This window comes from Bacillus sp. FCW2, assembly GCF_021228595.1.
In the GTDB taxonomy this organism is placed as follows: domain Bacteria; phylum Bacillota; class Bacilli; order Bacillales; family Bacillaceae; genus Bacillus; species Bacillus velezensis.
Map to the genome: position 1 here is coordinate 186,778 of NZ_CP089436.1, position 13,885 is coordinate 200,662.

Sequence of the window (13,885 nt, forward strand, 5' to 3'; positions counted from 1 at the left end):
TTTGGAGCGGATCTTTTTTTCTATCAAAAAGTGAGGTGAATGCGGTATGCGCATTTTACATACAGCTGACTGGCACCTCGGCAAAACGCTGGAAGGCAGAAGCCGGCTGAGCGAGCAGGCCGAGGTATTGGAAGAGCTGAATACCATTGTCAAGGAAGAAAACATTGATGCGGTCATTATGGCGGGGGATGTATTTGATACGGTCAACCCGCCTGCGCTCGCTGAACAATTGTATTATGAAAGTCTTTCCGCGCTTTCTGACGGCGGAAAACGACCGGTCGTCGTCATTGCCGGAAACCATGACAATCCCGACAGGCTGGCGGCGGCTTCTCCGTTAACAAATGAGCGCGGCATTCATTTAATCGGCTATCCGCGGACAGAACCCGTGCATATTGAGGTGCCGTCGGCGGACGAGCTGTTAGCCGTAGCCGCGCTGGCATATCCGTCAGAGGCGAGATTAAACGAAGTGCTTTCTGATACGTTTGAGGAAAAGCTTCTTCGCGATCATTACGATGTCAAAATCAGAGAGGCGTTTGCTCACATGTGCGGACTGTGCCGGGACGATGCCGTGAAAATTGCGGCGAGCCACATTTATGTCGCGGGGGGAAATCAGACCGATTCAGAGCGTCCGATTGAAGTCGGGGGCGCTTACACAGTTGCCGCTGACAGCCTGCCGGCTGATGCGGCTTACGTGGCTCTCGGCCATCTCCACCGTCCGCAAACGATCAAGCGCGCCAAGACGGCTGCCCGTTATTCAGGCTCTCCGCTGGCATACAGCTTTTCGGAAGCCGGTTATGCCAAATCGGTGACGGTGGTAGAAGCGAAGCCCGGCGGAGAAGCAAAGTGGGAAGAGATTTTTCTGTCTTCCGGTAAACCGCTCGTCAAATGGAAAGCGCAGGGGCTGAGCGAGGTTCACGGCTGGCTTGATGAAGGGCGTGACCGGAATGCCTGGATTGATCTTGATATCCATTTGACGGATCAGCTTTCTCTCGAGGAAATTCATCGGCTGAGAAAGGCGCATCCCGGCTTTATCCATATCAGGCCGGTTTTTGAAGAAAAAGAGACCGAAAATGACCGGATTGAAGTGAAACACACATCAATTGAGGATCGATTTAAGAAGTTTTATGAAAAACAAACGGGCGGCGGCGTGCCGGATGAGGAGATGGTCAAGCTGTTTTTAGAGCTTGCGTCAGCAGATGATGAGGAGGATGCGACATGAAGCCGATTCTGTTAACGATAAAAGGGCTCCACAGCTTCAGGGAGGAACAGACCATTGATTTTGCCGGACTGTCAGGAGCCGGGGTGTTCGGGATTTTCGGGCCGACGGGAAGCGGAAAATCGTCGATCCTTGATGCCATGACACTCGCTTTATACGGAAAAGTGGAGCGCGCCGCAAATAATACACACGGAATCCTGAATCATGCCGAAGATCAGCTCGCCGTCTCATTTACATTCGCGCTTCAATCCGGCCACCGGGTTTCCTACAAGGTCGAGCGCGTTTTTAAGAGAACGGATGAAACGAAAGTAAAAACCGCCCTCTGCCGCCTGATTGAAATCAAAGACGAACAAACGGTGCTGGCCGATAAAGCGAATGAAGTGAACAAAAAGGTAGAGGAGCTTCTTGGCCTGACCATTGACGACTTTACAAGAGCCGTCGTGCTGCCGCAAGGAAAGTTTGCCGAGTTTCTGTCGCTTAAAGGCGCGGAAAGAAGACATATGCTCCAGCGCCTGTTTAATCTGGAACAGTACGGGGACAGGCTTGTCAAAAAATTGCGGCGGCGGGCGCAGGAAGCGGCAGCGAAAAAAAATGAAATGCTGGCCGAACAATCCGGCCTCGGAGACGCAGGAGAAGATGCGCTGAAGCAGGCTGAACAGCAGTTTCACGAAGCGAACGAACGGCTTGAAGCAGCTGAGAAGAAACGGGTCCGGGCAAAAGAGCGTTTTGAGAATCACCAGGAAATTTGGAACCTGCAGACAGAAAGAGATGAATATGAGCGCCGGGAGAAAAAGCTTGAGGAAAGACGCCCGTACATCACGGATTTGACTGAGCGTCTTAAAGAGGCTGAAACAGCTCTCGCCCTTGAGCCGTACGCAGACCGCTACACAGAAGCCGTCCGCCGGAAGCAGCGCGCCGAACAGGAGCACGAACTGGCCAAACGGAAATCAGAGGCGGAAACCGTTTCATTTACCCGGCAAAATGAAGCCTATGAAGCATGGCGGGCCCATAAGGCCGAACAGGAGCCGAAGCTTGTCAAGGAAGAAGAGCTGTATCAAAGACTTTCAGCCATAGAACAAAAACTGCTTGAAGCGAAAAAAGAAGCGGAAAAAACAAATGCGGAACACAGCAAAAAAGAGAAAGAATACGAAGCCGCCTCGAAACAGCTGGCCGCAGTGAAAGACCGCCTGACCCGCGGCCAAAACAGGCAGAATGAGCTGAAAGAAGAGCTGAAAGCAGTTCAAGTGACCGCCGATGAACGGAAAAAATGCCAGACCGCAGCACAGCTGGCGGCGGGCTTTCAGCAGACACAGGAACAAATCACGAAAGAACGGGCCAATCTGACAATGCAGCTGAAAAACGTGGAGAAGCTGAACGGAGAAAGCGAGTCGCTCACAGCGAAAGCGAAAACGGAAGAGGAAGACATTACGCGCGCTTATCAAACGCTTCAAACCGTTTACCATATGGTCTGTGAAACGGAACGTTCACTGAAAGCCGCAGCCGAACGGGCTGACAAAACGCAAGCTGATCTCCGCAGGCGCTCAGAGGAAGCGAGAACGGCTGCATTAACAAAAGAATTATCGGAAAAACTAATCGAAGGAAAGCCTTGTCCTGTATGCGGCTCGACGCAGCATGACCGCCCGCGTTCCGCTCATGAAACATTCTCGCCTGATACGGCTGTGCAGGAACAGTTGCAGCAGGTTGAAGCGCTGCTTTCTGAGGCGGCGGCTCTTTCTCAGGAAGTGCTGACAGCCAAGGTTGCATTAGAAGAACAGTCGGGGCGTTTTACCGAAGAATGTCCGTTTCTGCAAAGCGCCCGGGTTCCGGAGCTGGAAGCCGCTTCTTCCATCAGCGGACGCCCGCTTGATGAAGCGTTCAGCGCCGTCCGCTTGGAATGGAAACAAATGAAACAGGATATGCTGTCGGTAAAAGAGAAGGTCACAAGACTGATCAGCGCGCATCAGCAGACGGTGAAACAAGCTGAGCAGCTTGCCGAACGAATCCGCTACGAGGAAAAAGAAGCCGACCGTCTCAGACATTCATTAGAAGAGCTTGAATCGCTGTCAGAAAGCCGATTGAATCAGTACAACGAAGTCTGCGGTGATATTCCGCCAAACCGGATTGACTCCTGGCAGGCTTCGATAGATGAGAAGGACAGGCAGGCAGAAGAATGTGAGAAGCGCATTGAAACAAGCATCGCATTCCTCAAGGAACATGAAGAGGAGAAAGAACGCCTGCAGGAGATGAAGCATCGGCTTGAACGGGAACGGCTCGAGCTTCACTATGCGTCGGAGCGCCTGCAGCAGGTGATTGACGGATATGAACAAGAGCTCGGAACAGCAGCTGAAGAAACATCAATTTCCGCAAAGCTTGAAGCGGTGCGGCAGGAATTACAGCTGTTAAAATCGAAAGAGCAGTCCCTATTCGACGCGCTGAAGCAGGCGCAGCAATCACTGAATGACGCAAAAGGCCGGGAATCCGGGAGTCTCATGTCACTCAGGGATGCTGAGACCTCCCTTGAGAAAGCGCAAAACGACTGGCGCTTGAGGTCAAAAGACACCGGATTTACCGAGCCGGACCAAGTCAAAAAAAGTCTGCTTCCGCAAGGGCGTGCAGAGGAAATGAAAAAAGAAATTGATGAGTTCCTGGACACCTCAAAACAGCTATCGGCAAATATCAGCCGTGTTACTGATAAATTAGCCGAGCGCCGGATATCAGAGGAAGAATGGACAGCATCCGTTTCTCTGCTGAAGCAGGCAGAGGCTGAGTCAGGCGCCGCCATGGAGGAAAAAGGAGCACAGGCAAAAGCCTTCGCGGTTATGCAAAAACAGCATAAGCGCTTTAAAGAGATTGAAGCCGAACTGAAAAGCTGGCAGACACAGATTGACAGGCTTGATAAGCTCCAGTCTGTATGTAAAGGCAATACATTCGTCGAATTTTTAGCGGAAGAACAGCTGGAAAGCGTGGCTCGGGACGCCTCTGCCCGTCTCGGAGCGCTGACAAGGCAGCGGTACGCCATATTAGTCGATTCAGAAGGCGGTTTCGTCATGCGTGATGACGCGAACGGAGGCGTCAAACGGCCCGTATCAAGCCTTTCCGGCGGGGAGACGTTTCTGACATCGCTGTCGCTTGCGCTTGCCTTGTCCGCCCAGATTCAGCTGCGGGGGCAATACCCGCTGCAATTCTTTTTCTTAGATGAAGGATTCGGGACTCTTGACCAAGGGCTCCTAGACACCGTTGTCACAGCGCTCGAAAAGCTGCAATCGGACAACTTATCCGTCGGAGTGATCAGCCATGTGCAGGAGCTGAGAGCGCGTCTGCCGAAAAAATTAATCGTTCATCCGTCCGAACCGGGCGGGAAAGGCACCCGGGTCACATTGGAGATCATGTAGAAAGGAGAAGGAATTATGGCCGATTCTGCCGAGGGCACATGTGAATTATGCGGCCGTCATCATGTGCGGCTGACGGAGCACCACTTAACGCCTAAGGAAGAAGGCGGGACATTCCTTCCGACCGCAATGCTCTGCATCCCTTGTCATAAACAGGTTCACGCGCTCTATACGAATCAGGAGCTTGCGGCAAGGCTCGCGGGAATAGAAGAGCTGCGGCGTGACCCGAAACTCGCGCGGTTTGTGAAATGGATCAGAAAACAGCCGCCAAAAAAGCTTGTAAAAACAAAAAAAGCAAATGAACGAACATAACGCTGAACCAAAAGCAGCCCTCTTCTGAAAGAGCGGCTGCTTTTTAGGCGTTTCCGACCACATTTTGATCGCTGACATCGGGGTCTATATAGTTTGTCGCATTGACAACGTTGTTTAATAACAGGAAATCTCCGGTATTGCCTGCTCCCGAACCGAGCGCAGATTTAGAAGAGCTTTTTGGAGAAAGGTAAAAGGAATCACCAAAGTTTACGACTCCGCCCGATATGGAATTGATAGCTATAGGTCCGGTAATTGCTGGCATAAACGACACCCTTTATAGAAGTCTCACCGTCATTATATGTCAGGGCTGCTGTGATTGTGAGCTTGATGTGAAGATCTGCCTAATATGTTTCAGCCGCGAATCTCCCAGAACGATCGACGTCGATCCGATTTGAACCACGGACGCTGACGATACCCCTTGAACTTTCACATTCCTTACCCGAATTGAAGGGTTTTCATGGCAGAATGCGCTTTGGACTCCCGTTTCCGGTAACGGCATGACGGCCGGCTGCCGAAAGATCTGGTATTCTTTTTTGTTAAATGAGCCTTCATCGTCTCTGTATAAGGCAATAGTACGCTGATCGGCCAATACTTTGACCCGCATATTGATTTCATTCGTATCGCCTGCTTGAAAGACACTCGCAATCCCGACTGAATTGATTTTGGCGTTCCGGAGGCGTGAAATGCGCTTTAACATTATTCCGGCGCCAGCGGCACATAAGGCCCGATAATAAGAGATTCCGGAGGCGTGTCAAAGATGGAAGACAGATAGACGGAATCGGTGTCGCCGATTAATAATAAGGAAGAACTGGATACACCGGTAGACCGGATGTCGCCGACTTCAATATTCCGGTTAATCACTGTAAAAATCATGACGGATCATCACCTTTCATTTCACCAGGTATGTGCTTAATAAAGTGCTCGACGGCCCTGACAATATCACGCTTCACATGTTCGGCAATCTGCTCGGCATATTGCGCGGGCGCCGTATTTTCTTCTTTCGGGACATGGGACAGATAATACTGAATCCGGCTGTCCATCTGCTTTCTGATATCTTCAATAATATGATATTTGTTCGCTTCGTCCAGCCTGCTCTCATACTGAGTTTCGAGCTTCTCTAAAAGCGCGGGGATTTCTTCATTCAGGTACATATCGACGTTTTGACGGATTTGCTGCATTTGCTGGCCCGCCTGTTCCTGCTGCATCATTCCGACCTGCGGAGATGTCTGGCCGACTTCGAAGTTTTGCACGGCATTCGGATCAGTCGGATTCAATCCGATATTCAGCGTTCCTTCCAGCCGTTCAATTTTCAGCTGATCAAATTTATACTCGAGCCGATCGATTCTTGTAGAAGGCTGCTGCTTCAGCGTTGAAATTTCATTTTGGAATTCTTTCAGCTGCCGTTCGAGCTCCTGAATCTGCTGCGCCTGCTGCTGGACGAAAGAATTTAAATTCTGCAGATAGGATGAAACGGATTGATCATACATGACATTCACCTCGCGTCTCGTTTCCTTCATTAAAACTACCGGCTTGGCGGCTGGAGCGGTACAAATGATGAGGTGCCGGGACCTCCCCCTGTTGTTACAGTCTGCTGCCCCGCGGTGACAGGCGGCGCCGGCTCAACATAACTCCCTGTATTGTACAGATTGGAAAGAGATTTAATTGAACCGGCGCTTCCGATTTGCAGTATGGAGGAATTGCTGACAGATTCTACACGCATGTAATTGATATGGATCGACTGATTGACGTAAAAATTCATACGGCGCCTCCTTTATGCGTTTCCTGCCATCGGCTGATCGATTACATCATTATCGTACACATTCGTTGAATTTCTGTAATTCGTCAGTGTGAGATTGTCTCCGGTATTGAAGCTGCCCGCTCCGGCAAATGTCTTAACCTCTGCTTTTGGAGAAATGGTGATGCAGTCGCCTATATGAACGACTCCGCTCGTACCGACGGCATTAATTTTAAACGCTCCGACAATTGCGGGCATACGAGCACATCCTTTTCGTGAAGATTTTCATGACTGCACTCCAGGAGCTTATCTGGGCTGCCTGCCTAAAATAGCTTATGACAAATGCACATTTTTGTGAGCGGAAAAAACTTTAGACGTAAAAACACCGGCGCTATACGCATGCCGGGCCTTATACATAAATGATACAGATTTATATACACATCACGTTTATGAGAAAGCCTCTTTTTTTCCTGCGGTGCGGCCGTGCTCAATCTGTACGGACGGGTTCAGCCCGCTGTCTTTCGTTTGTTGGATGAGCCCGCCCCGGCACCCGTTTAAAAGGCTGTCCAGCTCCTGGCTGCACCTGATGGTCTCCGTCGCATTGATTCCGAATTTTTGCGCTGTCTCGAATAAAGTTAATCTTTTTTCTTCAATTTTGTTCATCGTGTGATCTCCAATTCTCGATTATTTTGGAAAACATAGGATGATAATAGTATAACCCATTTTGTCCAAGAAGGTTTTATTTCGTCAATATGACTAAAAAAGTGACAATTTTTGATACTCTTTTACACTTATTTTCAGCCTGTTTAAAAGAGGAATTTCCCGCCTGGAGGAAGAATACATAAAGGAATGCCAGATTTAAAAATGATGGGGGATTAACATGAAATTTGCGACAGGGGAACTGAACAGCCGAACATTTGTCGGTCTGATCATTGATGATGACAAAATCTTAGATCTGCAAAAGGCTGAAAAAAAATTGTTTGAACTTGAGACGATTCCGGGTTCGCTGATCGAGTGCATTCAAAAAGGAGATAAGTTTGTCGCGCATGCCGGACAGCTTGCGGAATGGGCGAAAAAACCGAATGACGAGTCGGGTTCATTTATGTATGCGCTGTCTGACGTAAAGCTTTGCGCGCCTATTCCGAGACCTTCAAAGAACGTGATCTGCATCGGGAAAAATTATCGTGATCATGCCGTTGAAATGGGGAGTGAGGCTGATATACCGGAGCATCCCATGGTTTTTACGAAAGCCCCCGCTGCCGTTACAGGACACGGAGAAACAGTGAACAGCCACTTGGACGTAACGGAGCAGCTTGATTATGAAGGGGAGCTTGCGGTAATCATATCAAAAAGCGGATCGCACATCTCCAAAGAACATGCGCTTGATCATATATTCGGCTATACAATTGTAAATGATATAACAGCGCGCGATCTGCAGAAAAAACATAAACAGTTTTTTATCGGCAAAAGCCTGGATACGACATGCCCGATGGGCCCGGTCATTGTACATAAGTCGGCCGTCAGTGATCCGCAAAGCCTGAAAGTTGAAACGCGGGTGAACGGAGAACTGCGCCAATCAGGATCAACGGGTGACATGATTTTTCCGATAGCTGAATTAATCGAGACGCTGTCAAAAGGGATGACGCTTGAAGCCGGTGACATTATAGCGACGGGGACGCCGTCCGGTGTCGGAAAAGGGTTTAAGCCGCCGAAATTTTTAAAGCCGGGGGACCGCATTGACATTACAATTGAACCGATCGGCACGCTGTCGAACCAAATCGGATAATTGTGTGTCTTTCGCACGATTGATAATGCTCCGAGCGGCTTGTTGTGGTACCATAAGTGAGGCAGATTGATCTGATAGGGGGAATTGAACATAATGACACATTGGCATATTACTTCATGGGTCGTTGCGCTTATCCTGGTGTTTGTCAGCTACGGGCTGTACGGTGCCGGAAAAGCGAAGGGCGCAAAAATTACGCATATGATTCTGCGCTTATTCTACATTATTATTATTCTGACCGGAGCTGAGCTTTTCGTCCGTTTTGCGAATTGGAACGGAGAGTATGCCGGAAAAATGCTGCTCGGCATCATTACCATCGGACTGATGGAAATGCTCGTCATCCGTAAGAAAAAAGGCAAATCAACCGGCGGACTGTGGATCGGATTTATTATCGTGCTCGTCCTGACAGTGCTGCTCGGCCTTCACTTGCCGATCGGCTTTCACGTATTTTAATCAGTCGCTTTAAAAACCCGGATGCATCCGGGTTTTTTTAGTTGCGCATACATTTTGCGCAACTGTGCCAGCGTCAATCACTCTTGTTACCGAAAAAGCTACGGCTGTAAAGGGTAAAAGCAAACGCCGGGCGTCAATCAGCGTGAAAACAAAGCTAAATCCATCAGGCGGCACCTATTTAAAAGGTGCCGCCTGTTTGTTACGCGGTGCCGTCTTGTTTTGCCGCTGAATACATAATGGAGCGCCGCCCGTCAGATGCCGTCCATTCAAATCTGTCGTGTTTACCCGAGCTGCCGCGGTGATGCTGCAGGGCGCATTGTGCGTCATCCGCCGAGAAGTGATAAAACGAAACGCCTTCACCGGAAAACAGCGCCTGATTGTAGGAAAATACGCAATCATATACAGACAGGCCGAACCCGTGAAGATGGCTGAGAAACAGCAGAAACGTTTCATCGTCCAGCGAATCGAGCAAGGTTAACAGCGGCCGTTTGACCGCCTTTTCATAACGGATTTCTTCCCCGCCGAGCAGGGGGATGGTGTCAGCGCCGATTTCGGCCGCACCGCCGCAAATCCGTGCCGGCTGCCATCTGCCGCCGCGTTTCATCAATACGTCTGCGTTTCCTAGACTGTCTGCAAGCAGGATATCGCCTTCATCGTTTTCGACGAGGCAGATGCCGTCCTCTATCATCAGGGTGCCGCGCCCCCATTTGTTTTTTTCTGAGAAAAGCTGTTTTCGTTTCATAACCGTGCCGGTCTCCTTTGTTTGTTTCTTCTCTTCCGTTCTTTCCAAATCGGGCTTGTCTCATACAACTCTTAGTGGGACAAATCAACTATCTGCGTTTCTTTGCATAAACTGGGTAAAGTGCTGATAGAAACGAATTTGATACCGACAGAAACGGGATTGGAGCTGATATCACATGTGTGGAATTGCGGGTTGGGTCGATTTTCAAAAGCAGCTCGTCCAAGAGAAACATATTATGAACAATATGATAGACACTCTTTCAAAACGAGGGCCTGATGATTCAAACGTCTGGGGAGAGCCCCATGTTTTATTCGGACATAAAAGACTTTCGGTCGTTGACATTGAAGGCGGCCGCCAGCCGATGGCCTGCACGCATCAAGAGGAGACGTACACCATCATTTATAATGGCGAGCTGTATAACACGGAGGAACTGCGGAAGGAGCTTCAGGCGAGGGGCCACCGTTTTGAGAGGACCTCTGATACAGAAGTGCTGCTGCACAGCTATATTGAGTGGCGGGAGGAGTGCGTGAACCGCTTGAACGGTATTTTCGCTTTTGCCATCTGGGATGAAAAGCGCGAGCGGCTGTTCGGGGCAAGAGACCGGCTCGGCGTCAAACCGTTTTTTTATAAAGAACACGGCTCTTCCTTTCTGTTTGGGTCGGAATTGAAAGCCATCCTTGCTCATCCTGATGTGAAAGCCCGCACAGACAGCGGCGGACTTGCGGAAGTATTCGGACTCGGGCCGTCCAGAACTCCGGGCTGCGGGGTGTTTAAAGGAATTCACGAGGTGCGTCCCGCTCATGCGTTCACTTTCTCAAAGGACGGTTTGTCCATATGGCGTTATTGGAATGTAAAGAGCGAAAAGCATACAGACAGCTTCGATGAAACCGCGGCTCACATTCGGTACTTATTTCAGGATGCAGTGACACGCCAGCTCGTATCTGACGTGCCGGTTTGCACGTTTTTATCAGGGGGGCTTGATTCGAGCGCGATAACCGCGATAGCCGCCGCTCATTTTGAGAAACAAGGCAGAGATCCCCTTCATACTTATTCAATTGATTATGAGGAGAACAGCAAATTTTTTAAAGCGAGCGCCTTTCAGCCGAATGATGACGGCCCGTGGATCGATAAAATGACAAATGCATACGGCACACAGCATCATAAGTGCGTGATTACGCAGGATCAGCTGGTTGAACATCTGGAGGAATCCGTTCTCGTCAGAGACCTGCCGGGCATGGCTGATGTGGATTCCTCGCTACTATGGTTCTGCAGGGAAATTAAAAAAGATTTTGTCGTGAGCCTTTCCGGAGAATGTGCGGACGAAATTTTCGGCGGATATCCGTGGTTTCACACCGCAGCAGAAGAAGACGGATTTCCTTGGATGAGGTCGACTGAGGAGAGAATCACGCTCTTGGATGAAAAGTGGCAAAAACGGCTGAATCTTAGAGAATACGTGAATGCGAGATATGAAGAAACCATTGCGGAAACGCCGCTGTTAGACGGTGAGACGGGAACAGATAAAGCGAGACGGCAGCTGTTCTACTTAAATATGCTTTGGTTTATGACAAATCTGCTCGACCGCAAAGACCGCATGAGCATGGGCGCAAGTCTTGAAGTACGGGTGCCGTTCGCCGACCACAGACTTGTGGAATACGTTTGGAATATTCCTTGGGAAATGAAAATGCATGGCAGCCGGGAAAAAGGCATCTTGCGGAAAGCGCTTGAAGGACTGCTTCCTGAAGATATTTTGTACCGCAAAAAAAGCCCTTATCCGAAAACGCATCACCCGAAATACACGCAGGGGGTCACAGAATGGCTGAAAACGATTTTACAACAGAAAGATTCCGTGCTTCACACCCTGCTTGACAGAAAGAAGCTGGAAATGCTGCTGGAGACAGAAGGTTCATCTTTTCAGGTTCCGTGGTTCGGCCAGCTGATGAAAGGCCCGCAGCTGATCGCCCATCTTGCCCAGATCCATACATGGTTTGAGGCGTACCGTATCGATATAGAAGAATAACAGTGCCGCGACCGGTTTCCGCTGAAGGATATCGGTCTTTTTATTGTGAAACATATGGTACACTAAAAACAGAGGAGTGATACCATGACCGAATACGAAACATGCGCCCAGCTTGCCGAGGCGCACTTTCCTTTATATAAACGGACTTTCTCATCCCTGCCGCCAAAAAACAGGCGGGCCGCATGGGCGGTGCTTGCTTTGTTTCACGAAGCTGACCGGCTTGATGTGCAGGAACTTGGGGGATTTGAACAGGCGGCACAAGACTTTCTGAACGGGGCACGCGCCGACGGCTTTTTGTGGGAAGCGCTCGCCGATGTGCGGCAGCAATTTGCGCTTGAAGAAGAGCCGTTACGTGAGTTTATCGCCGGCCAAATCTCTGACAGAGAAAAAGTAACGTATCAAGAGTTTGATGACCTGCTGATGTACGCGGGCCAAACAGGCGGAGCCCTCGGCCTGCTTCTGCTGCCGGTTTGCGCGCGCCGGAACCAAGAGAAACTCCGCCATGCAGCCGTTTCATTAGGAGCAGCCATTCAGCTGACCCGGGTGCTTCTGGGGGTCCATACGGATGAGCGGGCGAAAAAGCGTCTCCCGCGCCAGGTGATGAAGCAATTCGGCTATACGGAAGAAGAGCTGGAGAGCCATACCGTCAACAAAGCTTTTATGAATGTATGGGAGTACATCGCATTCGAGGCCGAGGCGTATTTCGAGGAGGCGTCTGAAGAGCTGGAGCTGTTTCCGTTATACTCAAGGCCCGCCGTTACCGGTTTGCTGGCACATTACCGGTCAGAGCTCGGTGACATGAGACAACGGCTTTCGCAAGCATAAAAAAACGCCCGGCTTCATAACGAAGCTTCGGGCGTTTATGCAATCCCTTTTTGAATCCAAATCCGCGACCGCCATCTTCTGTACATAAGAATGCCTCTGACCCATTCATCCGCGATAAATGAAATCCAGATGCCCATAAGCCCTAATCCGAAATGGATGCCGAACAGATAAGCGAGAGGCAGTCCGATACCCCACATGGAAATCATCGCCATGTAAACGGGGAATTTTGCATCTCCGGCAGCCCGCAGTGAGTTGATGATAATGACATTAAATGAGCGGCCGGGCTCAAGAATGATCGTCATGGCGATCAGCATGCTCGCCGTCGCAATAATGTCAGGGCTGCTTGTGAAAATTCCGATCAGCTGCTTTGAAAACAAGGTCATGATCACGGATGTCAAAGCGGCAATGCCAAGCGCCCAGTACAGACTTTTCATGCAGCGGTCATAAGCGTCGTCAAACCGTTTGGCGCCGATATATCTGCCGATCAAAATCTGTGTGCCCTGGCTGATCGCCGTTCCGAACAGCAGGATAAACATGGTGATGTTTTGCGTATAAACCTTTGTTGTAAGCGCCTGAGCGCCCATAATTGCGATAAAATAAGTAACAACCATTTGTGAAATGTTGTAAGACAGCTGTTCGCCGGCAGACGGAATCCCGATTTTCAGGAGTTTCCGCAAGTGCTCTTTATGGACGTGAAAAATCTTTTGCCATGTCAGACCGAGTCCGATGCGTTTTTTGACGATCACAATCATCGCGATCAGCCCGATGATCCGCGCGATGGATGTTGACATCGCAACACCGGCGACGCCTAACACCGGAAGGCCGAGCGGCCCGAAAATGACAAGAAAGTTTCCGGCAATATTTAAAATATTCATCCCGATCGTAACGAACATCGTATCCTTCGTATGACCGTAGCTTTTTAAAATGGCGCTGAATGTCATAATCAAAGCCTGAATGAAGGACAGCCCGCCGACCACCTGCAAAAAGACTTTAGCATCCGGCATCAATTCATTGGAAAGACCCATCACATGAAGCAGCGGAACGGCCGCAAAAAATATGGCGGCGCTGATGGCGAGACTGATGACAAAGTTCGCTCCTATTGATACATAAGCCACTTCCTGCGCCTCTTTTTTCTGTTTAGATCCTAAAAACTGTGAAATCACAATTGTCGTACCCGTAGCGATAAAGCTGAACATCACGATAATTAAATTTAAAATCTGATTGCTGACACCCACGGCCGCCACACTGTTGTCAGAGTATTGGCTAAGCATAAGAGTGTCGGCGTTTCCCATAAACATATATAATGAAACCTCAATAAATATCGGCCAAGTCAGCGCGTATAATGAGAGTTTGTGATCAGAGGATTGTTTGAACGCAGCCCGTTTTAAAATCGCTTGTTTCATTTCTTTTAAC

General features: G+C 49.6%; 16 protein-coding genes. 7 read left to right on the plus strand and 9 right to left on the minus strand.

Going from position 1 to position 13,885, the window contains the following annotated elements; translation table 11 throughout:
* Nucleotides 1-46: 46 nt before the first annotated feature.
* Genes sbcD through K3G25_RS00995 form a run of 3 tightly spaced genes read left to right on the plus strand, consistent with a single transcriptional unit; the run spans nt 47 to nt 4,917 of the window.
* Entirely contained in the window at nt 47-1,219 is a 1,173-nt protein-coding gene (sbcD, locus tag K3G25_RS00985) for an exonuclease subunit SbcD (RefSeq protein WP_007409169.1), read from the plus strand.
* The gene (sbcC, locus tag K3G25_RS00990; protein WP_029973170.1) at nt 1,216-4,608 is read left to right on the plus strand and encodes an exonuclease subunit SbcC; all 3,393 of its coding nucleotides are present in this window, start codon (nt 1,216-1,218) and stop codon (nt 4,606-4,608) included. Before sbcD ends, sbcC begins: the two co-directional genes overlap by 4 nt.
* Nucleotides 4,609-4,623: 15 nt before the next feature.
* The gene (locus tag K3G25_RS00995; protein ID WP_017417418.1) at nt 4,624-4,917 is read left to right on the plus strand and encodes an HNH nuclease-like protein HlpB; all 294 of its coding nucleotides are present in this window, start codon (nt 4,624-4,626) and stop codon (nt 4,915-4,917) included.
* Nucleotides 4,918-4,960: 43 nt separating this feature from the next.
* Here the strand turns inward: K3G25_RS00995 and K3G25_RS01000 are convergent, their stop codons facing one another.
* The 7 genes from K3G25_RS01000 to K3G25_RS01030 all read right to left on the minus strand — a co-directional run bounded on the left by K3G25_RS01000 (nt 4,961) and on the right by K3G25_RS01030 (nt 7,315).
* Nucleotides 4,961-5,179 (minus strand): spore germination protein, encoded by a 219-nt coding sequence (locus K3G25_RS01000; RefSeq protein ID WP_003155143.1) that lies wholly within the window; start codon nt 5,177-5,179, stop codon nt 4,961-4,963.
* Between the two features lie 39 nt (nt 5,180-5,218).
* Nucleotides 5,219-5,614, minus strand: coding sequence for a spore germination protein GerPE (locus tag K3G25_RS01005; protein WP_029973169.1), 396 nt, complete (start codon nt 5,612-5,614; stop codon nt 5,219-5,221).
* Nucleotides 5,614-5,790 carry a hypothetical protein gene (locus tag K3G25_RS01010; protein ID WP_003155141.1) on the minus strand — a complete coding sequence of 59 codons (177 nt, stop codon included), beginning with the start codon at nt 5,788-5,790 and terminating at the stop codon, nt 5,614-5,616. Before K3G25_RS01010 ends, K3G25_RS01005 begins: the two co-directional genes overlap by 1 nt.
* Nucleotides 5,787-6,404, minus strand: a complete 618-nt coding sequence (locus K3G25_RS01015; RefSeq protein ID WP_014417373.1) for a spore germination protein GerPC — start codon at nt 6,402-6,404, stop codon at nt 5,787-5,789. Before K3G25_RS01015 ends, K3G25_RS01010 begins: the two co-directional genes overlap by 4 nt.
* A gap of 35 nt (nt 6,405-6,439) precedes the next feature.
* Complete coding sequence (locus K3G25_RS01020) at nt 6,440-6,676, minus strand: spore germination protein GerPB (RefSeq protein ID WP_007409164.1); 237 nt, start codon at nt 6,674-6,676, stop codon at nt 6,440-6,442.
* A gap of 12 nt (nt 6,677-6,688) precedes the next feature.
* Nucleotides 6,689-6,910: a spore germination protein gene (locus tag K3G25_RS01025; RefSeq protein ID WP_003155135.1), complete on the minus strand. Its 222-nt coding sequence runs from the start codon at nt 6,908-6,910 to the stop codon at nt 6,689-6,691.
* A gap of 189 nt (nt 6,911-7,099) precedes the next feature.
* Nucleotides 7,100-7,315 (minus strand): aspartyl-phosphate phosphatase Spo0E family protein, encoded by a 216-nt coding sequence (locus tag K3G25_RS01030; RefSeq protein ID WP_014417374.1) that lies wholly within the window; start codon nt 7,313-7,315, stop codon nt 7,100-7,102.
* Nucleotides 7,316-7,532: 217 nt separating this feature from the next.
* Here K3G25_RS01030 and K3G25_RS01035 point away from each other — a divergent pair, with 217 nt between their 5' ends.
* Nucleotides 7,533-8,438 (plus strand): fumarylacetoacetate hydrolase family protein, encoded by a 906-nt coding sequence (locus K3G25_RS01035; protein ID WP_007409162.1) that lies wholly within the window; start codon nt 7,533-7,535, stop codon nt 8,436-8,438.
* Nucleotides 8,439-8,531: 93 nt separating this feature from the next.
* Nucleotides 8,532-8,888, plus strand: coding sequence for a YisL family protein (locus K3G25_RS01040; RefSeq protein WP_003155128.1), 357 nt, complete (start codon nt 8,532-8,534; stop codon nt 8,886-8,888).
* Between the two features lie 199 nt (nt 8,889-9,087).
* On the opposite strand, the gene K3G25_RS01045 is transcribed toward K3G25_RS01040, so the two are convergent.
* Nucleotides 9,088-9,630, minus strand: coding sequence for a DUF2777 family protein (locus K3G25_RS01045; RefSeq protein ID WP_014417377.1), 543 nt, complete (start codon nt 9,628-9,630; stop codon nt 9,088-9,090).
* 175 nt (nt 9,631-9,805) lie between these two features.
* On the opposite strand from K3G25_RS01045, the gene asnB reads away from it, so the two are divergent.
* Nucleotides 9,806-11,647 (plus strand): asparagine synthase (glutamine-hydrolyzing), encoded by a 1,842-nt coding sequence (gene asnB / locus K3G25_RS01050; RefSeq protein ID WP_014417378.1) that lies wholly within the window; start codon nt 9,806-9,808, stop codon nt 11,645-11,647.
* A gap of 84 nt (nt 11,648-11,731) precedes the next feature.
* Nucleotides 11,732-12,472 (plus strand): squalene/phytoene synthase family protein, encoded by a 741-nt coding sequence (locus tag K3G25_RS01055; protein ID WP_014417379.1) that lies wholly within the window; start codon nt 11,732-11,734, stop codon nt 12,470-12,472.
* Between the two features lie 35 nt (nt 12,473-12,507).
* Here the strand turns inward: K3G25_RS01055 and K3G25_RS01060 are convergent, their stop codons facing one another.
* Nucleotides 12,508-13,875, minus strand: coding sequence for an MATE family efflux transporter (locus tag K3G25_RS01060; RefSeq protein ID WP_014417380.1), 1,368 nt, complete (start codon nt 13,873-13,875; stop codon nt 12,508-12,510).
* Nucleotides 13,876-13,885: the final 10 nt, after the last annotated feature.

What these genes read in the sequence shown, in the direction of transcription:
- K3G25_RS01045 (WP_014417377.1), bottom strand. Translation starts at nt 9,630, where the DNA reads ATGAAACGAAAACAGCTTTTCTCAGAAAAAAACAAATGGGGGCGCGGC.
- sbcD (WP_007409169.1), top strand. Translation starts at nt 47, where the DNA reads ATGCGCATTTTACATACAGCTGACTGGCACCTCGGCAAAACGCTGGAA.
- K3G25_RS01005 (WP_029973169.1), bottom strand. Translation starts at nt 5,614, where the DNA reads ATGTTAAAGCGCATTTCACGCCTCCGGAACGCCAAAATCAATTCAGTC.
- K3G25_RS01025 (WP_003155135.1), bottom strand. Translation starts at nt 6,910, where the DNA reads ATGCCCGCAATTGTCGGAGCGTTTAAAATTAATGCCGTCGGTACGAGC.
- sbcC (WP_029973170.1), top strand. Translation starts at nt 1,216, where the DNA reads ATGAAGCCGATTCTGTTAACGATAAAAGGGCTCCACAGCTTCAGGGAG.
- K3G25_RS01060 (WP_014417380.1), bottom strand. Translation starts at nt 13,875, where the DNA reads ATGAAACAAGCGATTTTAAAACGGGCTGCGTTCAAACAATCCTCTGAT.
- K3G25_RS01035 (WP_007409162.1), top strand. Translation starts at nt 7,533, where the DNA reads ATGAAATTTGCGACAGGGGAACTGAACAGCCGAACATTTGTCGGTCTG.
- K3G25_RS01030 (WP_014417374.1), bottom strand. Translation starts at nt 7,315, where the DNA reads ATGAACAAAATTGAAGAAAAAAGATTAACTTTATTCGAGACAGCGCAA.
- asnB (WP_014417378.1), top strand. Translation starts at nt 9,806, where the DNA reads ATGTGTGGAATTGCGGGTTGGGTCGATTTTCAAAAGCAGCTCGTCCAA.
- K3G25_RS01020 (WP_007409164.1), bottom strand. Translation starts at nt 6,676, where the DNA reads ATGAATTTTTACGTCAATCAGTCGATCCATATCAATTACATGCGTGTA.
- K3G25_RS01000 (WP_003155143.1), bottom strand. Translation starts at nt 5,179, where the DNA reads ATGCCAGCAATTACCGGACCTATAGCTATCAATTCCATATCGGGCGGA.
- K3G25_RS01010 (WP_003155141.1), bottom strand. Translation starts at nt 5,790, where the DNA reads ATGATTTTTACAGTGATTAACCGGAATATTGAAGTCGGCGACATCCGG.
- K3G25_RS00995 (WP_017417418.1), top strand. Translation starts at nt 4,624, where the DNA reads ATGGCCGATTCTGCCGAGGGCACATGTGAATTATGCGGCCGTCATCAT.
- K3G25_RS01015 (WP_014417373.1), bottom strand. Translation starts at nt 6,404, where the DNA reads ATGTATGATCAATCCGTTTCATCCTATCTGCAGAATTTAAATTCTTTC.
- K3G25_RS01040 (WP_003155128.1), top strand. Translation starts at nt 8,532, where the DNA reads ATGACACATTGGCATATTACTTCATGGGTCGTTGCGCTTATCCTGGTG.
- K3G25_RS01055 (WP_014417379.1), top strand. Translation starts at nt 11,732, where the DNA reads ATGACCGAATACGAAACATGCGCCCAGCTTGCCGAGGCGCACTTTCCT.